Raw genomic sequence first — 21,264 nt, 5'->3', positions numbered from 1 at the left:
GCGCGCTTCATCAGGCTCAGCGCAGCGGGATATCGCCCATCGCCCAACCTTCGGAGATTTCCGCAGCCCTTGCCTCGAAGGCCTGCGCTTCGATGGCGGCGCGAATGTCGTGCATGTGCTTTTGATAATAGGAAAGATTGTTCCAGGTCAGGAGCATCGCGCCCAGCGCCTCCTGCGAGCGCACGAGGTGGTGCAGATAGGCGCGCGAATAGTCGCGGGCGGCCGGGCAATCGCTTTCCTCGTCCAGCGGGCGTGGATCGTCGGCATGGCGGGCGTTGCGCAGATTGACCTTGCCGCGCCGCGTATAGGCGAGGCCGTGGCGACCGGCGCGGGTGGGCATGACGCAATCGAACATATCGATGCCACGCGCCACCGATTTCAAGATATCGTCGGGCGTGCCGACGCCCATCAGGTAGCGCGGCTTGTTCGCAGGCAGTTCCGGGCATGTAATGTCGAGCATGTCGAGCATCACCGCCTGCGGTTCGCCGACCGCCAGCCCGCCGACCGCATAGCCCTTCAGTTCCATGGCGGCGAGCGCCTGCGCGGAGCGCACGCGCAAATCGGCAATATCGCCGCCCTGCACGATGCCGAACATCGCCTTGCCGGGCTGGTCGCCAAAGGCCGTCTTGCAGCGCTCGGCCCAGCGCACCGACAATTCCATGGCGCGCTCGATTTCCTTGTGCTCGGCCGGAAGGGCGGTGCATTCGTCCAACTGCATCTGGATATCGGAATCGAGCAGACCCTGAATCTCAATGGAGCGTTCCGGTGTCATTTCATAGGCCGCGCCGTCGATATGCGAGCGGAAGGTAACGCCCTTTTCGGTCAGCTTGCGCAGTTTCGACAGCGACATGACCTGAAACCCGCCGCTATCCGTCAAAATCGGGTGCGGCCAGCGGGCGAATTCGTGCAATCCGCCGAGTCCTGCGACACGCTCCGCACCGGGGCGCAGCATCAGATGATAGGTGTTGCCTAAAATGACATCGGCGCCCAGATCGCGCACCTGGTCCATATACATGGTTTTCACGGTGCCGCCGGTGCCGACCGGCATGAAAGCCGGGGTGCGGATTTGTCCGCGCGGCATCGAAATTTCGCCGCGCCGCGCCTTGCCGTCGGTGGCCAGCAGCTTGAAGGAAAATTCTGTGGTCATGCTTCTCGCCTGAACAGCAGGCTGGCATCGCCGTAGGAATAGAAGCGATAGCCGGATTCAATGGCATGCGCATAGCCGGCGCGCATGGTTTCAAGCCCGGAAAACGCCGAAACCAGCATGAACAGCGTCGAGCGCGGTAGATGGAAATTGGTCATCAGCATGTCCACCATTTTGAAGCGATAGCCCGGCGTGATGAAAATGTCGGTCGGCCCGGACCATGCGGCGAGCTTGCCGTCTTTGCCGGCAGCACTTTCCAGCAGCCGAAGCGACGTGGTGCCGACAGCAATGATCCGACCACCGCGCGCTCTGGCCGCGTTCAGCGCCTCGGCCACATCCGCCGACACGTAGCCGGTTTCGGAATGCATCTTGTGGTCGGCGGTATCGTCCGCCTTTACCGGCAAGAAGGTGCCGGCGCCGACATGCAGGGTCACGAAATGCCGCTCAACGCCCTTTGCATCGAGGGCTGCGAACAGTTCCGGCGTGAAATGCAGGCCGGCGGTGGGGGCCGCGACCGCGCCCTCTTCATGGGCGTAGATAGTTTGATAGTCGCGAACATCGCGCTCGTCGTCGTCGCGTTTGGAGGCGATGTAGGGCGGCAGCGGAATGTGGCCCACGCTGTGCAGCGCTTCGTCCAGGAACGGGCCGGAAACATCGAAGCCGAGCAGCGCTTCACCGCCCTCGCCTTTTTCAAGAACCGTTGCGTCCAACTGGCCGAGAAAGCAGGAGTTTCCGTCATGACCGAAATGGATGCGATCGCCCTCGGCGACGCGCTTTCCGGGCCGCATGAAGGCCAGCCAGCGATCCGGGCCGGTGCGCATATGCAGCGTCGCTTCGACCTGCGCCACCGCCTCGCCGCGCCGGCGCATGCCCTTCAATTGGGCCGGGATGACCTTGGTGTCGTTGAACACCATGGCGTCGCCCTCCTTCAGCATGGAAGGAAGATCGCTGACAAGCCGGTCCTCGAGCCCCTCGCCCGGCCTGACCGCCAGCAATCGGGCGCTGTCACGCGGAACCGCCGGGCGCAGCGCGATGGACGCCTCCGGCAGATCGAAATCGAAAAGGTCGACGCGCATTAGTAAATCCGTATGAGCACTGCTCCGCCGAGCAAAAGGACCGCGCCGGCGATGCGGCCGACGGAAATCTCGCGCACCGCCAGGCCCAGAAAGCCGATACGGTCCACCAGAATGCCCGCGAACAACTGGCCGGCAACCACGAAACCCATCGTGGCGGCGGCCCCAAGCTTCGGTATCAGGATTATGATGGCGGTGACGAAGGCGGCGCCCAGGCAGCCGCCGGCCACGAACATCCACGGCGGCGGCACGCGCCAGCCAAGCGATACGCCTTGCGCCTGGGATACCACGGCCGTCACAACGAACAGGGCCACTGTGCCTGCCAGGAAGGATGCCGCCGCTGCCGCAAGCGGCATGCCCAGCCCTCGGCTGAGCGCAGCGTTGATCGGCGCCTGGATGGCCAGGAAGGACCCGGCCACCACGCCGAACGCACCCCAGAGCACGCCCCAGATCATGTGGGTTTACGCGGCGACGTCGGCGGCGACCTTCACCGAGACGATCGTGTCGGGATCCTGCACCGGCTCGCCGCGCTTGATCTTGTCGACATTTTCCATGCCTTCGATGACCTGGCCCCAGACCGTATACTGGCGGTTGAGGAAGGCGGCGTCGCCAAAGCAGATGAAGAACTGCGAATTGGCCGAATTCGGGTTCTGCGAGCGGGCCATGGAGCAGGTGCCGCGGGCGTGATTGACGTTGGAGAACTCGGCCTTGAGGTCCGGCTTCTCGGAACCGCCCATGCCGGCGCGCGCCGGCGCGAAATCCTTGCTGCCGGTCTTGCCGAATTTCACGTCGCCGGTCTGCGCCATGAACCCGTCGATGACGCGGTGGAACACCACGCCGTCATACGCGCCTTCGCGCGCCAGTTCCTTGATGCGGCCGACATGGCCGGGCGCCAGGTCGGGAAACAGTTCGATGACGACCTTGCCCTTGCTCGTCTCCATGATGAGCGCGTTCTCGCGGTCCTTGATCTCAGCCATGTCAGAAATATCCTTTTGGAAACAATAATGTGGTTCTGTTTATTTGTCGGCGGCAATGCGCACTTTGAGCATGCTGTCGGGGTCGGCGACAACGCCGTTCTGCGCCTGGTCGCCCTTCTTGATCTTGTCCACCAGTTCCATGCCGCTCTCGACGGTGCCGACGATGGTGTATTGCCCATCGAGCGAGGATGCGGGCGCGAACATGATGAAGAACTGCGAATTGGCCGAATTCGGGTCCTGCGACCGCGCCATGCCGACCACGCCGCGCACGAAATGTTCGCTGGTGGAGAATTCCGCCGGCAGGTCGGGCAGGTCCGAACCGCCGGTGCCGACGGCTTCGGCATTATACCCGTCCTTCATGTCGCCGTAGCGCACATCGCCCGTCTGGGCCATGAAGCCGTCGATGACGCGGTGGAAAGCGACATTGTCATAGGCGCCGTCGCCAACCAGCTTCTTGATCTGCGCGACATGCTTGGGCGCGAGGTCCGGCCGCAGCGCGATGGTCACATCGCCGTCCTTGAGGGTGATGATCATGGTGTTCTCAGGCTCGGCGGCAAAAGCCGTCGCGGAGCCGGCCAGCAATCCGGCGATAACGAGAAAATACGCGGCGAGCTTTTTAAGCTGCATTGGGAAAACTCCGGGGCTATTTCGCGAATTTGGAAGTGAGCGCGCCGACGACTGCTGCGGGCACGAAGGGGCGGATGTCGCCGCCCATTGAGGCAATCTGGCGGACCAATGTGGCGGTAATCGTGCGTACTGAAGGACTTGCCGGCAAAAAGACGGTTTGCAGGTCGGGCGCCATGGTTTCGTTCATGCCGGCCATCTGCATCTCGTAGTCGAGATCGGTGCCATCGCGCAGGCCGCGGATCATGATCGACGCGCCATGCTTTTTCGCTGCATCGATCACCAGCCCGTCAAAGGCGACGACCTTGATTCGCGCGCCGTCGCTGCCGAACTCTTCACGCGTGGCCTGCTCGATGAGGGCAACCCGTTCCTCGAACGAGAACAGCGGCTTCTTGCCTGGATGAACGCCGATGGCGGCATAAACGGTATCGGCAACCGCAAGCGACGCCTTCAGCACATCGAGATGGCCGTTGGTCAGCGGGTCGAAGGAGCCGGCATAAAGGGCAATGCGTTCTGTCATGGCAGGTGCTTCTAGCGAGACAGCCGGTCAAAGGCAATCGGACGACGGTGGATGAACGCCCGATGAACGGGTCGATCACGCGTTCTTCACAGAGCGTTCACTATCGTGACCCTTACCGGGATGAAACCAAATTCCTACCTGAACGTTAAGGAAGCAGGAGATTAAAACCATGATGATCTACATGCTCGCTATCGCAATGACCGTCGCCATGCTGATTGCCACTCTTTTCGGCCTGCATCAGGAGGCCGAGCGCGTGCGCGTCAGGACCAAGGCCAAGCGCTCCAGCGGTTTCGACCTCAACACCCGCTTCTGACGCCTGTTCTTCTGCAAAGCACCGCCGGCTTTTCGCCGGCGCGTGCAGGTTTAATCCTCAGCCTTGGCTTTCATCCGGAGAATCGGTTTCGACAACGGGGGTTGCGTCCCCATTTCCGACGCCGCCAGGCTCTTCCCCTTCATCGTCGGTCTGCGGTTCTGAAATCCGCTCCACGGACACGACCTTTTCGCCTTCGGCCGTATGGAAGATGGTCACGCCCTTGGTCGCGCGGCTGGCAAAGCGAATGCCCGCGACCGGCACGCGGATAACCGTGCCGCCGTCCGAAACCAGCATGATCTGATCGTCGTTGCCGACCGGGAATGCCGCCACCAGCTTGCCGATCTCGTCGACCTTGGAGACGTCGGTGGCGCGAATGCCCTTGCCGCCGCGATTGGTCAGCCGGAAATCGTAGGACGACGAACGCTTGCCATAGCCGAACTCCGTCACCGTCAGCACGAACTGCTCATGCTGCTTCAGATGTTCGTAGCGGTCGTCTAAAAGCTCGGCCTCCTCGCTGACCTCCTCATTGGTCAGCGCGATCTCTTCTTCGTCGCCAGTCCCCGAAAGCAGGCGACGCTCGACGGCGGCTCGCTTGAGATAGGCTGCCCGCTCCGCCGGCGCGGCATCGACATGCTCGATCACCGCCATGGAGATGACCCGGTCGCCATTGGCCATGGCGATGCCACGCACGCCGACCGAATTGCGGCTCTGGAACACGCGCACATCGTCTACCCGGAAGCGGATGCACTGGCCCGAATTCGCCGTCAAAAGCACGTCGTCATTGTCGGTGCAGGTTTCGACGCCGAGAATCTCGTCGCCCTCCTCCTCCAGCTTCATGGCGATCTTGCCGTTGCGGTTGACCTGAACGAAATCCGAAAGCTTGTTGCGTCGCACCGTGCCGCGCGTGGTCGCGAACATGACGTCGAGTTCGCCCCAACTCGTCTCATCCTCGGGCAACGGCATGATGGTGGTGATGCGCTCGTTCTGCTCGAGCGGCAGCATGTTGATCAGCGCCTTGCCGCGCGACTGCGGGTTGCCGATGGGCAGACGCCACACCTTTTCCTTATAGACGATGCCGCGCGACGAGAAGAACAGCACCGGCGTATGCGTGTTGGCGACGAACAGGCGCGTGACGAAATCCTCGTCCCTGGTCGACATGCCGGAGCGGCCCTTGCCACCACGGCGCTGCGCCCGGTAAAGCGACAGCGGCACCCGCTTGATGTAGCCGGTGTGGCTGACGGTCACGACCATGTCCTCACGCGGGATCAGGTCTTCGTCATCCATATCCGAGCCGCCGTCGGTAAGCTCGGTGCGGCGCGGCGTGCCAAACTCGTCGCGCACGGCGGCAAGTTCGTCCTTGACGATCTGCTGGATGCGCAGGCGTGACGACAAGATGTCGAGATAGTCGAGTATCTCTGCGCCGATCGTGTTCAACTCGTCAGCGATTTCGTCGCGCCCAAGTGCCGTCAGGCGTTGCAGGCGCAGTTCGAGGATGGCGCGCGCCTGTTCCTCGGAGAGATTGTAGGTTTTGTCGTCGTTGATGCGGTGGCGCGGATCTTCAATTAGCAGGATCAGCGATTCGACGTCACCGGCCGGCCAGCGCCGCTCCATCAACTGCTCGCGCGCCGTCGCCGGATCGGGGGCGGAGCGGATAAGCTTGATCACCTCGTCGATATTAGCGACGGCGATCGCCAGACCGACCAAGATATGCGCGCGGTCGCGCACCTTCTTCAGCAGGAATTTCGTGCGCCGGCTGATCACTTCCTCGCGGAAGCTGACAAAGGCCTTCAGCATGTCGGTGAGGTTCATCACCTCCGGCTTGCCGCCGTTCAGCGCGACCATGTTAGCGCCAAACGAGGTTTGCAGCGGCGTGAAACGGTAAAGCTGGTTGAGGATGACCTCGGCGTTGGCGTCCTTCTTCAACTCGATGACGACGCGGTAGCCCTGCCGGTCGCTCTCGTCGCGAATATCGGAAATGCCTTCGATGCGCTTGTCGCGCACCAGTTCGGCCATCTTTTCGATCATCGTCGCCTTGTTCACCTGGTAGGGAACCTCGGTGATAACGATGGATTCGCGGTCGTTACCGCGCGGCTCGACGCTGGCGCGGCCGCGCATGACGATGGAGCCGCGACCGGTGGCGTAGGCGCTGTAGATGCCTGAGCGGCCAAGCACGATGGCGCCGGTGGGGAAATCCGGGCCGGGAATGATTTCCATCAGGTCCGGCAAATCCATCGCCGGATTGTCGATGAGCGCAATGGCGCCGTTGCACACTTCCATGAGATTGTGCGGCGGAATGTTGGTCGCCATGCCAACGGCGATGCCGCCCGAACCGTTGACGAGCAAATTGGGGAAGCGCGCCGGCAGGACGCGCGGCTCGCTGCCGGAAGCGTCGTAGGTGTCCTGAAAATCGACCGTATCCTTGTCGATATCCTCCAGCAGTTCGTGCGCCACCTTGGTGAGCCGCGCTTCCGTGTAGCGCATCGCCGCCGGCGGATCGCCGTCGATGGAGCCGTAATTGCCCTGTCCGTCGACGAGCGGCACCCGCAGCGACCAGTCTTGCGCCATGCGCACCAAGGCGTCGTAGATCGAGGCGTCGCCGTGCGGGTGGTATTTACCCATCACGTCGGCGACGGGGCGCGCCGACTTCACATATTTGCGGTTCCAGTGGTAGCCGCTCTCATGCGCCGCATAGAGGATGCGCCGGTGTACCGGTTTCAGGCCGTCGCGCACGTCCGGCAGCGCACGGCTGACGATGACGCTCATGGCGTAGTCGAGATAGGAGCGCTGCATCTCCTCGATGATGGAGATCGGCTCAATGCCTGTCGGGCCGCCTTCGGCGCCGCGAGGTGGTTTTTGGTCGGTCAAATCAGATCACACAAAATTTGGGAATCACTGAGTGTTTATATAGGAAGGCCAATGATTTCTCCAATGAAACGGCAAGTTTTCCAGCGTTGAATTTTCCAGAAAATTCAAATGGATATCGGGAATTTTGTCGAACTGCGACAGCATGCCCGGCAACGCTACCGGACCGGGCGGAGAGAACACCGCGAAACCGGGGCTGGCGCGGCTTGGCCGATCGCGCTAGCCTGACGCCGAGGGGAATGGCACATGCCAAATTTCGACAGCCTTTTCAATGCCTTCGTCACCATATTGGTGACCATCGATCCACCCGGCCTGGCCCCGCTTTTCCTGGCCGTGACGCACGGCATGAACCGCGAACAACGCCGGCAGGTCTCGATCCGCGCCTCGATCATCGGCTTCGTGGTGATGGCGCTGTTTGCCGTTGCCGGCGCATCTATCCTCTCGGTATTCGGCATCACGCTTCCCGCCTTCCGCGTCGCGGGCGGGTTCCTCTTGTTTTTCATCGCGTTCGAAATGGTGTTCGAGCGCCGTCAGGACCGCAAGGAGAAGATCGGCGCGGTCGCCATCACCCGCGACCACATCCACAACATCGCCGCCTTTCCGCTGGCGATCCCGCTGATCGCCGGCCCCGGCGCGATTTCGGCTACGGTGCTTTTGTCCGGCACGTTTCAGGGGTTTGCCGCGCAGGCGGCTCTGGTCGGCATCATCTTCGTCTGCCTCGCCATCACCTTTCTGGTGTTCGTGCTGTCGGAGCGCATCGACCGTTTCCTCGGCCAGACGGGCCGGTCGATCCTGACACGGCTTCTCGGCGTCATCCTGGCGGCCCTGGCGGTGCAGTTCGTTGCCGACGGCATCAAGGCGCTGATGATCGGCTAGAGCCTCGAGGCGCTAATGGTCGGCTAAAGCCTCCGGGCTTCCTTTGCCATTTCGGGGCACGGCGACCCGGCACCCGCCTTCTTCTTGCGACGCTCGTAGAACATGGCGAGCGTCTCGGCCATCAAGGCGGGCTTTTCCTCGCCGTCGATCTCGATGGTGTTGGCAACCTTCATGAGATACTGGCCCGGCCCCTTATCCTCCATGGAAAGAAGGGTCGCACGCAGCCTTATCCGCGAACCGACCTTGACGGGCGAGATGAAGCGCACCCTGTCCAGCCCGTAATTGAACGCGGCCTGGGTGTTTTCGGGAATCACGCCCATTTCCTGGCTGAGACAGCCGATGACCGACAGGGTCAGGTAGCCATGCGCGATCGTCGTGCGGAATGGGCTCTGGCGCTTGGCCCGCTCTGGGTCGATATGAATCCACTGGCGGTCGCCCGTGCATTCCGCGAACTGGTCGATACGCGCCTGGTCGACAATTATCCAGTCGGACACGCCCAGTTCCTGCCCTTGCATGGTCCTGAGTTGCTCATAGGTCGGTGGCGTTTTCGTCATCTACTGCGTTTTGCCTCGTTGCGCCGCGGGGCATCCCATCCCAAGACCTGGGACAAATCCATTTCGACGTGGTTCGGTTCCAATCTATCGGGGTTAAATGGCCTATTTGCCTTTCTCGTAGCCGGAACGAACCTCCGCCATCGCTTCCTTGATGCGATTGCGCAGGATGTCGATGGATTCGGTCCCGGACTTCTTGACCAGTTCGGCCACCTCGCTGGCGTTGCTGACCGCGCTTTCGAAGGCCTTCTTGGCGAATTCCGTCTGCTGCGCGATCAGCTTCTGCGCATCGCCGGGTGCGCGGTAGCTGCGGGCCATTTCCGTCGCCTCGCTCAAGGTTTCCTGCAGCATCTCGCGCTGCCGGTGCATCAGCGAACTGGCCCCGGCCGCCGTCGCCTTGGCCGACTGCTCCAGCGCCTCGAGGTTCCTGCGGTGATGGTCGAGAATGGATTCGATGTCCACATCGGGCAGTTTCAGATCGTGGCCGAACTTCGTGAACATATCCATGAAGGAAGGGGTTTCCGATTGCTTGGCCATGACTGTCTTCTCCCGTTTGCCGCAAAGCCGACACTACACCCAAGAGAATAGACAAGCCGTCCGCATCGTCAATCGGCAAGGAGCAGTTGCGCCGAATAGAGCACCAGCCCGGCCAGGCCGCCGATGATCATGCCGTTGAAGCGGATATATTGCAGATCCCGGCCGATGTTGATTTCTATGAGCCGCGTCAATTGCCCCAGATCCCAGCGCTTGACCTGATCGGCGATGAAGGTCGAGACGCCGCTTTTCTGGCTTTCGACGAAGGACGACAGCGCCACGACAAAACCCTTGTTCATGTCCGTTCGTATCTGCGCGTCGTCGGTCAGGTGTTTTCCGACTTCCACGAACATGCCGGCCAGATGCGCCCTGATGGTGGAATTTTCAGCCTGCGCGTCCTGCTCGATGAACTGGCGCATGCTTGCCCATAGAGTAAGCGCCATTTCGCGCAGTTCCGGGCGGGCCAGGAAGTCGTGTTTCAGCTTTTCGGCGCGCCGCGCATAGAGTTTCGACGTCTTCAGCCGCTCGATGAAGGTCACGACAAAGCGGTCGAACTCTTCGCGCATCGGATGATCGGGGTCCGCCCTCACTTCCTCCAGCAAGGAACCGGCGGACGCCACGATCTTCTTCAGCAGATAGGCGTCGGCACGAAACAGATTGAACAGCGACGGCAATTCGGCGTGTATTTTTTCGCGCATCGCCGCGAGCGCCTTTTCGTCGCTCAGGAACCGGCCGATCACCCTGATGAATTCGTCGAACAGTCTTTGATGGCGGCGGTCGTCGGTAAAAGCCGACAGCAATTCGGCGGCAAGCGGCGCAAGCTGCACCTTTTCGACCTGCTCCATCAGGCGGCTGGTGAAGAAGCCGCGCAGGCCCGACTGCTCGATCGCGTCCAGCGTCTGCGGCACGAGGCGGGCAACGAAGCGCGACAGGCCATCGGACCGCCCTGCATCGGACAGCCAGTCGGCGACAAGTGCGGCAAAATCGACCTCGTTGAGTTTTTCACGCACCGGCCCCGGCGCCAGAAAATTCACCTCGATGAAGCTGCCGAGATTATCGGCGATCCGTTCCTGGTTCGCCGGGATGATCGCGGTATGCGGGATGGGCAGGCCGAGCGGCCGCCGAAACAGCGCCACCACCGCATACCAGTCCGCCAGCCCGCCGATGATCGCGGCCTCGGCAAACGCCGCCACGAACCCAAGCAGCGGATAGCGGCCCTGGAACGACTTGGCCACGGCGAATACCGCAGCGCACAGCACAAGGGCTGCGGCGGCGACGAATTTGGTGCGGCGCAGCGCCGCCAGCTTGACCGCCGTATCGACGTCGGCATCCGCAAGGCCATCGTTTCCGTCGCGTTGTGGTGCTGGCATGCTGCGTTCCGGCTGTTTCATATTCGTTTCGCCAGGCGGCGGAACCAGCCAAGCGCCGGCATTTCGACGAAGCGCCAGGTGAACCAGGAGGCGGCAACGACCAGGCATAGCATCGACAGGGCGGCGGCAAGGCCGATCCACGGCGATTGCGGGCCAAAGCCGACCGCAGGTTCGCCGCGCAGCAAGAGATCGCCGACTAGATCGACGTGCAGGACTTTTTCCAGGATTCCGCCGGCGTTTATCATTCGCCCCTGAACGAAAAGATGGATCATGTAGATCGAATAGGAGAGCGTTCCGAGCATCAGCATGGCGCGGTTGCGCAGCAACGCGCTGATGGCGCCGGCTTCATGCGCAAACAGATAGAGTGCCGCCACGAAGACGACAGGCGCGGCGATCCCGAAATCGTTGTCTCCGGCCAGCGTGACGAACAGCACGATGAGGGCCATCATCGCGAATTCCGCCAGGGTCCAGATCGTACGGTTTGCACTACGGGACAGCGAGCGGCGAGCCGCCGTGATGGCGTCATGCCTGAACAGGGACAGCAGCGCGCCCAGTGAAAACCCGTAGAAGCAGCGCACGAAACCGAGATCGTAGGACACGTCCATGTGATGCTTCGAGAACGCCAACAGGACAGCAGGCGCGACAACGACGGCTGCGGCAAGCCCGATCCAGGCACGGCGGCCGGCCGCAAGCACGATGCCGGCAAACAGCAGATAGGCGAAGAACTCCACCGAAATGCTCCAGCTCGGTCCGTTCCAGGTCAGTTGGTCCTCGACGCCCATGCCTTGCAGCAGGAACAGATTGGCAAGTAGGCTTTGGAAGTCGAAAGCGCCGGTGAACGGCGCATCGCCGCCGCCGTTCACCGGCGGCAGGACAAGCCGCAGCGCCTCGAAAGCGGCAAACGCCATCAGCATGAACAGATGCAGCGGATAAAGCCGGCCGAAGCGGACAAGGCCAAAGCGAGCGACCTCGTCCGGGCGGGAGAGACGGTCCGCATAGCTGCTGGCGATGACGAAGCCGGAGAGGACGAAGAAGAAGTCGACAAACAGGTAGGAGGCGCCGACGAAGGCGTTTTGTGAAATCGCCGAACTGGTCGGAAAGTGAAACAGCGCTACCAGAAGCGCGCACAGGCCGCGAAAGGTGTCCAGTACAGTGAAGCGTTCGCCGACGGCCGGCGCGGCATGGACCACGCCGCCGATGCGGCCGACAAAAGCTGCCTGCGTCATTCCGAACCGCCTCTTCTTATCGTCGCAGCGCGCGGCCAGCGGTTTCGCAGAGCTGTGACTGGCAAGTTTCCTGCCGGTTCTATAGTGGTGCACCCGACAACCACCATGAGGAATCACGATGGCGAACAACAGTATCGACCACGCTTTTACCGCCCGGAGCAAGACCGGCGCCTCACTGGAGCCTACCTATGCCGGCGCATTGTCCTTCATGCGGCGCAAATACACCAAGGACGTGAAAGGCGCCGACGCCGTCGTCTGGGGCATTCCCTTCGACGCCGCCGTGACCAACCGGTCCGGCGCGCGGTTCGGGCCGCAGGCCATCCGCCGCGCCGCCGCCATCCTCGACAACGACCCGCAATACCCGTTCGCGCGCGACATCTTCGAACAGCTTGCCGTGGTCGACTACGGCGATTGCCTGCTGGACAGCGGTAACCACCAGAAGACGCCCGGCACCATCGAGCGCGAAGCCGCAAAAATCCTCAAGTCCGGCGCGTTCCTGCTGACGCTTGGCGGCGATCATTTCATCACCTGGCCGCTGCTCAAGGCGCACGCGGCCATTCACGGACCGCTGGCCATGGTGCAGTTCGACGCGCATCAGGATACCTGGCCCGACGACGGCAAGCGCATCGATCACGGCTCGTTCGTCGGGCGCGCCGTCAAGGAAGGCGTCATCGACCCGGACCGCTCGATCCAGATCGGCATCCGCACGCACGCGCCGGAAACTTTCGGCATCAAGATCCTGTACGGCCACGAGATCGAGGAGATGCGGGCCGCCGACATCGCCTATGCCATCGTCGAACGCACCGGCGGCAGGAAGACCTATGTGACCTTCGACATCGACTGCCTCGATCCGGCCTACGCGCCCGGCACCGGCACGCCGGTGGCAGGCGGGCCGTCTTCGGCAAAGATGCTGTCGACGCTTCGCCGGTTGAACCAGATCGACATCGTCGGCGCCGACATCGTCGAGGTTGCACCCGCCTACGATCATGCCGATATTACGGCGATCGCCGGCTCGACCATTGCCATGCAGTATCTGGGCCTGCTGGCGGAACGAAAGGCCAGGCTGACGGAAACCGACAACGGCGTTACGGCGTCGAATCCGGGAAGCGGCATATAGTCTTGAATTATCAGGCATTTTAACGGACGCACGATATCATGAAACCGAAAATTTTCATCGACGGCGAACACGGTACGACCGGCCTTCAGATCAGGGCGCTGCTTGCCGAGCGCAAGGATTTGGAGATCATCTCGATCCCGACGGAGCGGCGCAAGGAAACTGCCGCGCGGGCCGAATATCTCAACGCTTCCGATGTTGCCATCCTGTGCCTGCCCGATGACGCCGCGCGCGAGAGCGTGTCGCTGATCGCCAACGACACCACCCGCGTGATCGACGCGTCTACCGCGCATCGCGTGGCGGAAGGCTGGGAGTACGGCTTTGCCGAGATGGACAAGGATCAGCCGCAGCGCATCGCCGCGGCCAAGCGCGTCGCCAATCCCGGCTGCTGGCCGCAGGGACCGATCGCCACGCTACGCCCGCTGATTGCGGCCGGCCTGTTGCCTCCTGACTATCCGGTCACGGTCAACGGCGTCACCGGCTATTCCGGCGGTGGCCGCCCGATGATCGAGGATTATGTCGCCCAGGGCGAAAACGCGCCCGAGTTCCTGCCCTATGGCCTCAGCCTGCACCACAAGCATGTGCCGGAACTGAAAACGTACGCCAGGCTGACGCACGATCCGATCATGCAGCCGGCGGTGGGAAATTTCGCGCAAGGCATGCTGACCGTCGTGCCGCTGCAACTCGGCAATCTGGACTATGTGCCAAGCGGCGCTCAACTGCATGCAGCCATTGCCGACCATTTTGCCGGGATCGAAGGCAGCGTGGTCGAGGTCGCGCCCTTTGCGCAGGTGGAACGCGTGCCCGAACTGGAGCCGGAGCATCTGAACGGCACCAACCGCATGAAGCTCTATGTCTTCGCCAATGACGATCGGGCCCAGGCGCTGCTCGTCGCCGTCTATGACAATCTCGGCAAGGGTGCGTCGGGGGCGGCGGTGCAGAACATGAACCTGATGCTCGGCCTCCATCCTTGATGAAACCGCCGGTCTTTCCGCGCCGCTGGAAAATCGGCGGCGCGGTGCTGATTGCCGAAACCTTCTCCAGCCGCATCTGGAAAGTCGCCCGCGCCGACGGCAGCCTTGCCGTGGTCAAGGCGCTCAAGCCGTTCGACGATGTCGAAGACGAATTGCGCGGCGCGCATTTCCTCAAATGGCGCGGGGGTGCAGGAGCCGTGCGCCTGCTCAGGCGCGACCGCCGCCAGATGCTGCTCGAATATGGCGGCTACCGGTTGCTCACATCGGTTCTCGATATTGAAGGGGACGAGGCCGCAACCGAGATAGCAGCCGACGTGCTGGCAAGGCTGCATCGCCCATCGGACCGCCCTGCCCCGCCGCAACTCCAGCCGCTTCGGGAACGCTTTGCCGGCCTGTTCAGCCGTGCTGGAACGGCAAGCGCCCCGGCACAAAGTCTGCTTTACATGCAAGGCGCAACGGTTGCCGACGCGCTGCTGGACGACGCGCGGGACGTGCGCCCGCTGCATGGCGATTTGCATCACGACAATATCGTGCATGGCCAGCGCGGCTGGCTGGCCATCGATCCCAAGGGCGTGCTGGGCGATCCCGGCTTCGACGCCGCCAATTTCTTCTACAATCCGCTCGACCGCGACGCGCTTTGCCTCGACCCGGAACGGATCGTCCGGCTGGCGCAAACCTTTTCGGCCACGCTGGGGCAAGACCCGCGCCGCGTGCTCGACCACGCCTTCGCCTATGGCTGCCTGTCGGCGGCGTGGCATGGCGAGGGCGGAAATGCCACCGACGAGAGCCGCGAATTGGCTGTTACGGCGGCAGTCCGCAGCGTTCGCCTCAACTTCTGAGCGCGGTTTCGCCCGGCAGCGGATAGGCGCCCTTCGTACCGCGCCAATGTGCGGCGGCGAAGCCCAGCACCACCAGCGCAAACGCCTGATGCGTCAACGCCATGTCCAGCGGTACGTGCATGACAAGCGTGCCGATGCCGAGCGCTGCCTGCATCGTCACCAGCAGGAACAAAACGACGGCGCGGCGGGCATGGGTGGTGCCCTGTTCACGGCGCAGCGTGGCGATCATGTGCCAAAGCGCTACGAGAAAGACGACATAAGCGCCAACCCGGTGGATGAACTGCACGGTTTTTGGGCTTTCGAACAGATTGCGCCAGGCCGGCTCCATGATGAACAGGTCGCCGGGGATCAGCCGCCCGTCCATCAATGGCCAGGTATTGTAGCTGAGTCCGGCATGGAGGCCGGCAACCAGCCCGCCGAGATAAAGCTGAACCAGCACCAGAAGCACGATGATGCCCGCCATCCGTTGTGTCGCGCGGGAGGCAGAAGGCCGGGAATGCGGCGCGAGACCGCGCGCGACGAGCATCGTGGCGGTGAAGATCAGCGCCGCGATGGTCAGGTGCGTCGCCAACCGGTACTGGCTGACGGAAACCCGGTCGACCAGACCCGAAGTGACCATCCACCAGCCGATCGCGCCCTGCAGGCCGCCGAGCGCCAGGATACCGACAAGCTTCGGCGTCAGCCGGCGCTCGATCCGGCCGGCTGCCCAAAAGAACACCAGCGGCAGGGCAAAGACGAAGCCGACGCCCCGCGCCAGCAGCCGGTGCGCCCATTCCCACCAGAAGATGGTCTTGAACGCTTCCACCGTCATGCCCTGGTTCAGTTCGGCGTATTGGGGGATTTGCTGGTACTTCTGAAATTCCTCCCGCCACTCTGCATCGTTGAGCGGCGGGATGACGCCATGGATCGGCTTCCATTCGGTGATCGACAGGCCGGAATTGGTCATGCGCGTGGCCCCGCCGACGATCACCAGCGCGAACAGCACCGCAAGCACGGCATAGAGCCACCAGCGCACGGCGGTGCGGTTGCGCAAAACGCGCTCCCTGTTCACGACAGGCGCGGCAACGGCGAAGGCAGCCATGGGCTTTTTCCCGGACAGATCGAAATCGCGGGAGTGGTGGACCATCGCGCCCGCGCTGACAAGCCCAGCCGGCGCGGCACGCCGTCGCGCCGGCTTTCGCGGGTTGCGCGGCCGGGCGGCAAGCCTTATGCGATACGCTTTAAAGCATCGGACCGAAAAGTGGAATCCGGTTTTCGGGTTATTCCGATGCTCACCCAAAGAGTTAGATCGTCCTTTGTGCGCCCGAAAGGTCGCACGGCGATCTAAAGAGGCCTGACATGCCCATTCGCCTGAAAAAGCTGATCGGAACCGTGCTGCTGGTAGCGTTGGTCATCGTCTATGCGCTGGTCGCCACCATCGTCGCCGTGGCCCAACTCGCAGAGTCCGGCCCGCGGGTGCATTTCCTGTTCTTCCTGTTCAGCGGACTGCTGTGGATCCTGCCCGCCATGGGCATCATCAAATGGCTGATCCTGGAACCTCGCCGCAAGACCTAAACCGTCACCACCATCCTACCCGCATTGGCGAGCGGCGTCGTTACGCCGGAGAGCATGGTGCGGATATGGGCAACGCTCTGGTAGCGCCCGTTGACGGAGATGCGCGGCAGCGCGTGCAGGAAATTGGCATGTTGGGCGCGCAGCACGCCATGCCGCGTCGTTACCGCAGACGCGTAGCCCGCCGCATTGGCCATGCCCACTTCGCGGCCACCGACTGCGCTGGCGTAGCCGTATGGATAGGCGAGATGGCGCGGCACTTGCCCCAACTGCATTTTCAGGATGCGCCGCACATCCTCGATCTCGCGGCGCGCGCATGGCTCGGAAAGCCGCTTGAGGTTGTGATGATTCGTCGTATGGGCGCCGATCGTCACCAGCGGATGCGCCGCCGCGGCACGGATCTCATCCCAGTTCATCAGCGTGGCACGACGCAACGCATCCGCATCGACGCCGCAGGTGCTCGCCAGTTCGCGCAGCAACGCGTTCTGGTCTTCTTCAGGCACTTCCGTGGCAAAATGATCGTGCAGGCGCTTGTTGGCTTCAAGCCGTGATGCGGGCGTCGAACAATCTATCGTGAATGGCCCACCCTTCGTTTGAAGGGACAGGACCCGGCCGGCACCGACGATGTCTTCAAGCACGTCCCACCACAAATTGGTGACGCCGTCGATCAGGCCCGGCGCGATGTAGATGGTTATCGGCACATTGTGCTTTTCCAGCACGGGCAAAGCCTCGGTGATGTTGTCGCGGTAGCCGTCGTCGGCGGTAATCGTCGCGAACTGCCCTTCCCTGCCTCCCGCACGGATGCGCTCGATTGCCTCGTCCATGGTGACGAACGCGTAGCCGGCCGTCTTCATATCGGCGATCACGGCGTCCAGAAAATCGGGGGCGATGTTGAGGTGGCGGTTGATGCCGTTCGGCTTTTCCGGGGAGGCGGTAACGCGGTGAAGCATCAATATGGCGCCGATGCCGCCGATGAAGGGTTTCGCCAACGGAGCAAGACCGGAATACCTGGCCACATTCAGGGCCAGTTTCCGGATCGCTTCGCCCCCGTCGATCATTCGTTCACCTTTTGCACCTAGTATCGCGATTTTGAAGTTCGTGACACTCCCAAATACACTTTAAGAATTGAAGGATGGTTGACGCTACCGTGTCTTTTGAGCGCAAGTGTCCTGACGAAGCAGAGACTTCGCAAGCGGCGTCAGCCATGCAGAAAGCATCTGTTTGCGGCCCCGAGGGCCTTGCCACTTATGCCGGCTTTTGCCGAGAGGCGCTTGCCGCGCCTGCGCAGAGCGGCGACTGGGTAAGACAATGGGCATCCGCGATGCGGCCCGATGCCGTGATCGCCGAGTTGCGGGCCGGAGAACGGCCGGTCTTCTCGCTGGCCCTGGAAGTAACGCGCTCCGGCCCCTTCCGCATCGCCCGTTTCATGGGCGGGCGGCACGCCAACGGCAACTTCCCCGCGATGGACCGGTGCTGGGCTGCGACGGCCCGTGAGCAGGATTTCCGAACCCTTTTCGAAGCTGTGCGAAAAGCCCGTCCCGAGATCGATCTCGTTGCCCTCGAGCGGCTTTCGCCCGATTTGGACGGCGTGCCCAATCCAATGACGCTTCTCGCCCATTTCCCGAGCCCCGATCCGGCGCTGGCGGTCGACCTCGACGGAGGGTTCGATAATTTACTCGACCGTTCGAGTGGCAAGCGAAAGCGCAAGAAGCACCGCTCGCAGATCCGCAAATTCGAGGCAGTCGGCCCATACCGGCGCATCGAGGCGAAAACGCCCAGCGAGACGCGCGCGCTGCTCGATGCGTTTTTCGCGATGAAGGCGCACCGGTTCAGCCAGATGGGCATCGCCAATGTCTTTGGCGATCCCGAAGTACGACAATTCTTTCATGCGCTGTTTGAGCATGCTCTGGCGCAACAGCCGCCGCGCTTCGTCCTGCACGGGCTGGAAGTCGCCGGCAAGCTGCGCGCGGTAACGGGTTCCAGCGTGTGCGGCAAGCGCCTGATCTGCGAGTTCGGCGCGATAAAGGAAGACGATCTCGCCTCTGCCAGTCCGGGCGATTTCCTGTTCTACGAGAACATCCAGGATGCTTGCCGGCAGGGCTTCGGCATCTACGATTTTTCGGTTGGCGACGAGCCCTACAAGCGCCTCTGGTGCGACATCAAGGTGCGGCAGTTCGATGTCCTGCTGCCGCTGACGTTGAAAGGCCGTCTGCTTGGGCAGGCGCTTCGCCAGAAATCGCGCCTGAAAGCATCCATCAAGGGCAGCCCGACGCTTTGGCGGCTGGGCAAGTTTTTGCGTCGCAAGAGCGCTGGAAAGGCAAGTGCGGATAGCGAAGGTTAGGCCGTGGCGCCCCACGCAGCCGAGCGAACGCGCTCACCCGGCACAGGGCGTCCCGGCGTGTCATGCCCGGCGGGCGTAACCAGCGTCAGACCCGGATAGCCGTTTTCGATCAACTCTGCTGCGGCCTGCGCCACCTCGTCGCTCGGCTCGATCATGCTGAGCAGAACCTGCGTGCCGTCGCCGACGAGGCGGCTTATGCCTTGCGCGTCGGCCGGCCCGCATTCGACCACCACCAGATCATAGGCCGTCGTCAGCGATTGCATGATGATCGGCAGGCGGTCGGCGGCGCGCATGGCGCGCACCGGGTCGGCCGTACCGACGGGAATTACATGGCAATCCGAATAGTGATCGGCATGAATGACATCGCTGAACTGCGCTTCTGAGGCGAGCAGGTTGGTGATGCCGGCCAGCAGGCCGCTATCCAGCATCGGCCGAGACGCAGCCCCGGACGCCGTCATGTCCAACAGCAGCACGCGCAGGCCCGCATCCGCCACCTCCCGCGCCACCAGCACGGAGCTTGCGGCCGCCTCATCGCCTTCCGGCGAGACGAAGATGGCCCGTGCGGCCCCGCTCGCTATCACCTGTTCGGCAGCCTTTTCGATATCGATTTCGCCCAGGCTGGAGCGGATGGGTTCGTCCCACAAATCTTCCGGCTCATTTTCTTCCAGCCCAACCTCTTGCCGCGCGGCCTCTTCGGGCTCGGGTTCCTGCCACTCGGGTGGCCATGCGAGTGGCTCCGCCACTATGGGTGCGGGCGCTTCGGCTGCGGGCACGCGTTCGAGTTTGTCGGCGTCCGCCACATTTGCCACCGCCGGCATCGCGACCTGCTCTATGCGCTCCAGCCGCGAACCTGCCGCCGGGCGCATGGCGCGACCGGAAAACAGTTCCTGCAGCAGCGTCACGATGGCCATGACCAGCAACGAGGCGGTAAAGGCAGCGCCGAGGATCGGCACCATTTTGGGGAAATACGACTCGGAGGGCGCAACCGCCTGCGAGAAGACGCGGGCATCGACCGGCAGATAGTTGCGATCGTTGCGCGAGGAAGCCTCGCGGAACCGCGTCATGTAGGATTCCAGCAACTGGCGCTGCGCGTTGGCCTGACGCTCCAGCGCGTTCAATTCCACCTGCTGGTCGCCGGCGCGGGCCGATTCGGCCTTCAGCTTGTTGAGGTCGGCTACAAGCTGGTTCTCCCGCATCTGCGCGGTCTGCGCCTCGGTCGTCAGACCTTTAAGCACCTTTTGCGCCTCGTTGCGTATCTGGCTGTCCAGGTCCGCCAGTTGCGATTTCAGCGCACGGATGCGCGGATGGTTGTCGAGCAGCGTGGTCGAGAGATCGGCGATATTGGACTTGAGCTGCACCTGCTGCTCGCGCAGCCGCTGGATCAGGCTGGACGACAGCACTTCCGGGAAGGCATCCAGCGAGCCACCGCCACGCAAGGCGTTGCGCACGCTTTCGGCCGTCGCCTCGGCAGAAGCACGATTGGCCCGCACCCGCGACAATTCACTCGACAGTTCGGAAAGCTGCTGGGTGGCCAGCACGGAATTGTTGCCCCCCATCAGCAGGCCGGACTGGGCGCGGAAGTCGGCGACCTTGGCCTCGGCATCCTTCACCCGCTTGGACAGGTCGCTGATTTCAGGCGCCAGCCAATCCGTCGCCGCTGAGTTCGATTCGATCTTGGCGTCGCCCTGGACCGATATATAGGCCTCGGCGATGGCGTTGGGGATCGCCGCCGCAAGTTTGGCGTCCTCGGACGAGAATTCGATGACGATGACGCGCGATTTTTCGACCGGATAGACGTTCAGCTTTTCGCGCATGGCTTTCAGCACGCGCTCGTCCGGCGGAATCTCGTTCGGGTCGGTCTTCAGGCCGGCAATGACCAGAAGCCGGCCCAGCGTTCCCATGTCCGCCGCTTCATCGAATTCCGGCAGCCGCGACAGGCCCAGCTTGGTGGCCACCCGCTTGAGGATGTCGGTGGATGAAATCACCTCTACCTGGCTGGCGATGCCTTCGGCATCGAGGATGGGCTTGTCGGCGTCGTTGTTGTTTTCCGGCCTCGTATAGACGGATTCCCGCGTCTCGATCAGCAGCTTCGTCTGCGCCTTGTATAAAGGCGTCGCCAGCGAAGCGAGAGCGAAAGCGGCCCCCGTCACGACCAGCGCGACGACGACGATACGCATCCAGTTCCTGCCAAGACTGGCAAAGAGCTTTCCTAGATCGACATCGATATCTGCCGCTGCGGATTGAGCGCCTGACATTGCATCCATACTCCGACACTGGAACGGATACAGCGTAAACAACTATGGTAACTCACCCGTTAAGAAGCAGGCCACGCGCCCTCCGCTTCGACAGACGGAAGAATAACCCACAGCATGCGA

The 21,264-nt window shown here is 62.6% G+C and carries 21 protein-coding genes; 7 read left to right on the top strand and 14 right to left on the bottom strand.

Annotation, left to right across the window (positions count from 1 at the left end):
- Positions 1-16: 16 nt before the first annotated feature.
- From tgt to coaD, 6 genes are read right to left on the bottom strand one after another with little or no spacing between them, the layout of a single operon-like run.
- Positions 17-1,147 carry a tRNA guanosine(34) transglycosylase Tgt gene (gene tgt, locus ACX3P1_RS05915; RefSeq protein WP_459078629.1) on the bottom strand — a complete coding sequence of 377 codons (1,131 nt, stop codon included), beginning with the start codon at positions 1,145-1,147 and terminating at the stop codon, positions 17-19.
- Positions 1,144-2,220, bottom strand: a complete 1,077-nt coding sequence (queA, locus tag ACX3P1_RS05910; RefSeq protein ID WP_459078628.1) for a tRNA preQ1(34) S-adenosylmethionine ribosyltransferase-isomerase QueA — start codon at positions 2,218-2,220, stop codon at positions 1,144-1,146. The genes tgt and queA overlap by 4 nt, the downstream gene beginning before the upstream one ends.
- Positions 2,220-2,672, bottom strand: coding sequence for a DMT family transporter (locus ACX3P1_RS05905; protein WP_459078627.1), 453 nt, complete (start codon positions 2,670-2,672; stop codon positions 2,220-2,222). The genes queA and ACX3P1_RS05905 overlap by 1 nt, the downstream gene beginning before the upstream one ends.
- Positions 2,673-2,678: 6 nt before the next feature.
- Positions 2,679-3,194 carry a peptidylprolyl isomerase gene (locus tag ACX3P1_RS05900; RefSeq protein ID WP_459078626.1) on the bottom strand — a complete coding sequence of 172 codons (516 nt, stop codon included), beginning with the start codon at positions 3,192-3,194 and terminating at the stop codon, positions 2,679-2,681.
- Between the two features lie 39 nt (positions 3,195-3,233).
- Complete coding sequence (locus ACX3P1_RS05895; protein ID WP_459078625.1) at positions 3,234-3,821, bottom strand: peptidylprolyl isomerase; 588 nt, start codon at positions 3,819-3,821, stop codon at positions 3,234-3,236.
- Positions 3,822-3,837: 16 nt separating this feature from the next.
- Complete coding sequence (gene coaD, locus ACX3P1_RS05890) at positions 3,838-4,338, bottom strand: pantetheine-phosphate adenylyltransferase (RefSeq protein WP_459078624.1); 501 nt, start codon at positions 4,336-4,338, stop codon at positions 3,838-3,840.
- Between the two features lie 169 nt (positions 4,339-4,507).
- Between coaD and ACX3P1_RS05885 the strand changes: the two genes are divergently transcribed.
- Complete coding sequence (locus ACX3P1_RS05885) at positions 4,508-4,651, top strand: hypothetical protein (RefSeq protein ID WP_459078623.1); 144 nt, start codon at positions 4,508-4,510, stop codon at positions 4,649-4,651.
- 57 nt (positions 4,652-4,708) lie between these two features.
- Here the strand turns inward: ACX3P1_RS05885 and gyrA are convergent, their stop codons facing one another.
- Positions 4,709-7,516 carry a DNA gyrase subunit A gene (gyrA, locus tag ACX3P1_RS05880; RefSeq protein WP_459078622.1) on the bottom strand — a complete coding sequence of 936 codons (2,808 nt, stop codon included), beginning with the start codon at positions 7,514-7,516 and terminating at the stop codon, positions 4,709-4,711.
- A gap of 243 nt (positions 7,517-7,759) precedes the next feature.
- Here gyrA and ACX3P1_RS05875 point away from each other — a divergent pair, with 243 nt between their 5' ends.
- Positions 7,760-8,389: a MarC family protein gene (locus ACX3P1_RS05875; protein ID WP_459078621.1), complete on the top strand. Its 630-nt coding sequence runs from the start codon at positions 7,760-7,762 to the stop codon at positions 8,387-8,389.
- Between the two features lie 23 nt (positions 8,390-8,412).
- On the opposite strand, the gene ACX3P1_RS05870 is transcribed toward ACX3P1_RS05875, so the two are convergent.
- The 4 genes from ACX3P1_RS05870 to ACX3P1_RS05855 form a co-directional block, all read right to left on the bottom strand.
- The gene (locus ACX3P1_RS05870; protein WP_459078620.1) at positions 8,413-8,943 is read right to left on the bottom strand and encodes a MaoC family dehydratase; all 531 of its coding nucleotides are present in this window, start codon (positions 8,941-8,943) and stop codon (positions 8,413-8,415) included.
- Between the two features lie 102 nt (positions 8,944-9,045).
- Positions 9,046-9,477: a phasin family protein gene (locus ACX3P1_RS05865; protein ID WP_459078619.1), complete on the bottom strand. Its 432-nt coding sequence runs from the start codon at positions 9,475-9,477 to the stop codon at positions 9,046-9,048.
- A 68-nt stretch (positions 9,478-9,545) separates the two neighbouring features.
- Positions 9,546-10,844 carry a DUF445 domain-containing protein gene (locus ACX3P1_RS05860; protein ID WP_459078618.1) on the bottom strand — a complete coding sequence of 433 codons (1,299 nt, stop codon included), beginning with the start codon at positions 10,842-10,844 and terminating at the stop codon, positions 9,546-9,548.
- Between the two features lie 17 nt (positions 10,845-10,861).
- Positions 10,862-12,070, bottom strand: coding sequence for an acyltransferase family protein (locus tag ACX3P1_RS05855; RefSeq protein ID WP_459078617.1), 1,209 nt, complete (start codon positions 12,068-12,070; stop codon positions 10,862-10,864).
- Between the two features lie 118 nt (positions 12,071-12,188).
- Here ACX3P1_RS05855 and speB point away from each other — a divergent pair, with 118 nt between their 5' ends.
- The 3 genes from speB to ACX3P1_RS05840 are packed head-to-tail and all read left to right on the top strand — an operon-like array spanning position 12,189 to position 14,997.
- Positions 12,189-13,187: an agmatinase gene (speB, locus tag ACX3P1_RS05850; RefSeq protein WP_459078616.1), complete on the top strand. Its 999-nt coding sequence runs from the start codon at positions 12,189-12,191 to the stop codon at positions 13,185-13,187.
- Positions 13,188-13,225: 38 nt separating this feature from the next.
- On the top strand, positions 13,226-14,158 hold the full coding sequence (gene argC / locus ACX3P1_RS05845; protein WP_459078615.1) for an N-acetyl-gamma-glutamyl-phosphate reductase: 933 nt from the start codon (positions 13,226-13,228) through the stop codon (positions 14,156-14,158).
- Positions 14,155-14,997, top strand: coding sequence for an aminoglycoside phosphotransferase family protein (locus ACX3P1_RS05840; RefSeq protein WP_459078614.1), 843 nt, complete (start codon positions 14,155-14,157; stop codon positions 14,995-14,997). The genes argC and ACX3P1_RS05840 overlap by 4 nt, the downstream gene beginning before the upstream one ends.
- Here the strand turns inward: ACX3P1_RS05840 and ACX3P1_RS05835 are convergent.
- Positions 14,987-16,078 (bottom strand): COX15/CtaA family protein, encoded by a 1,092-nt coding sequence (locus tag ACX3P1_RS05835; RefSeq protein ID WP_459078613.1) that lies wholly within the window; start codon positions 16,076-16,078, stop codon positions 14,987-14,989. The genes ACX3P1_RS05840 and ACX3P1_RS05835 overlap by 11 nt on opposite strands.
- A 257-nt stretch (positions 16,079-16,335) precedes the next feature.
- Between ACX3P1_RS05835 and ACX3P1_RS05830 the strand changes: the two genes are divergently transcribed.
- Complete coding sequence (locus ACX3P1_RS05830; protein ID WP_459078612.1) at positions 16,336-16,551, top strand: DUF2842 domain-containing protein; 216 nt, start codon at positions 16,336-16,338, stop codon at positions 16,549-16,551.
- On the opposite strand, the gene ACX3P1_RS05825 is transcribed toward ACX3P1_RS05830, so the two are convergent.
- On the bottom strand, positions 16,548-17,606 hold the full coding sequence (locus ACX3P1_RS05825) for a polysaccharide deacetylase family protein (RefSeq protein ID WP_459078611.1): 1,059 nt from the start codon (positions 17,604-17,606) through the stop codon (positions 16,548-16,550). The two genes, ACX3P1_RS05830 and ACX3P1_RS05825, sit on opposite strands and share 4 nt — an antisense overlap.
- Before the next feature lie 74 nt (positions 17,607-17,680).
- On the opposite strand from ACX3P1_RS05825, the gene ACX3P1_RS05820 reads away from it, so the two are divergent.
- A complete protein-coding gene (locus ACX3P1_RS05820) occupies positions 17,681-18,889 on the top strand; it encodes a GNAT family N-acetyltransferase (RefSeq protein WP_459078610.1) in 1,209 nt (402 codons plus the stop codon).
- Here the strand turns inward: ACX3P1_RS05820 and ACX3P1_RS05815 are convergent.
- The gene (locus ACX3P1_RS05815) at positions 18,886-21,144 is read right to left on the bottom strand and encodes a GumC family protein (RefSeq protein ID WP_459078609.1); all 2,259 of its coding nucleotides are present in this window, start codon (positions 21,142-21,144) and stop codon (positions 18,886-18,888) included. The genes ACX3P1_RS05820 and ACX3P1_RS05815 overlap by 4 nt on opposite strands.
- Between the last annotated feature and the right edge of the window lie 120 nt (positions 21,145-21,264).

It is taken from the genome of Mesorhizobium sp. A623 (genome assembly GCF_054489405.1).
Note: the sequence above shows the minus strand (reverse complement) of the source record. Positions and strands in the feature narration are given on the sequence as shown.

Coding starts and splice junctions, on each gene's coding strand:
- ACX3P1_RS05830 (WP_459078612.1), top strand. CDS start 16,336: ATGCCCATTCGCCTGAAAAAGCTGATCGGAACCGTGCTGCTGGTAGCG.
- argC (WP_459078615.1), top strand. CDS start 13,226: ATGAAACCGAAAATTTTCATCGACGGCGAACACGGTACGACCGGCCTT.
- ACX3P1_RS05820 (WP_459078610.1), top strand. CDS start 17,681: ATGGTTGACGCTACCGTGTCTTTTGAGCGCAAGTGTCCTGACGAAGCA.
- ACX3P1_RS05825 (WP_459078611.1), bottom strand. CDS start 17,606: ATGATCGACGGGGGCGAAGCGATCCGGAAACTGGCCCTGAATGTGGCC.
- ACX3P1_RS05885 (WP_459078623.1), top strand. CDS start 4,508: ATGATGATCTACATGCTCGCTATCGCAATGACCGTCGCCATGCTGATT.
- ACX3P1_RS05905 (WP_459078627.1), bottom strand. CDS start 2,672: ATGATCTGGGGCGTGCTCTGGGGTGCGTTCGGCGTGGTGGCCGGGTCC.
- ACX3P1_RS05860 (WP_459078618.1), bottom strand. CDS start 10,844: ATGCCAGCACCACAACGCGACGGAAACGATGGCCTTGCGGATGCCGAC.
- ACX3P1_RS05875 (WP_459078621.1), top strand. CDS start 7,760: ATGCCAAATTTCGACAGCCTTTTCAATGCCTTCGTCACCATATTGGTG.
- ACX3P1_RS05815 (WP_459078609.1), bottom strand. CDS start 21,144: ATGTCAGGCGCTCAATCCGCAGCGGCAGATATCGATGTCGATCTAGGA.
- queA (WP_459078628.1), bottom strand. CDS start 2,220: ATGCGCGTCGACCTTTTCGATTTCGATCTGCCGGAGGCGTCCATCGCG.
- ACX3P1_RS05855 (WP_459078617.1), bottom strand. CDS start 12,070: ATGACGCAGGCAGCTTTTGTCGGCCGCATCGGCGGCGTGGTCCATGCC.
- ACX3P1_RS05835 (WP_459078613.1), bottom strand. CDS start 16,078: ATGGCTGCCTTCGCCGTTGCCGCGCCTGTCGTGAACAGGGAGCGCGTT.
- speB (WP_459078616.1), top strand. CDS start 12,189: ATGGCGAACAACAGTATCGACCACGCTTTTACCGCCCGGAGCAAGACC.
- ACX3P1_RS05900 (WP_459078626.1), bottom strand. CDS start 3,194: ATGGCTGAGATCAAGGACCGCGAGAACGCGCTCATCATGGAGACGAGC.
- coaD (WP_459078624.1), bottom strand. CDS start 4,338: ATGACAGAACGCATTGCCCTTTATGCCGGCTCCTTCGACCCGCTGACC.
- ACX3P1_RS05865 (WP_459078619.1), bottom strand. CDS start 9,477: ATGGCCAAGCAATCGGAAACCCCTTCCTTCATGGATATGTTCACGAAG.
- ACX3P1_RS05870 (WP_459078620.1), bottom strand. CDS start 8,943: ATGACGAAAACGCCACCGACCTATGAGCAACTCAGGACCATGCAAGGG.
- tgt (WP_459078629.1), bottom strand. CDS start 1,147: ATGACCACAGAATTTTCCTTCAAGCTGCTGGCCACCGACGGCAAGGCG.
- ACX3P1_RS05895 (WP_459078625.1), bottom strand. CDS start 3,821: ATGCAGCTTAAAAAGCTCGCCGCGTATTTTCTCGTTATCGCCGGATTG.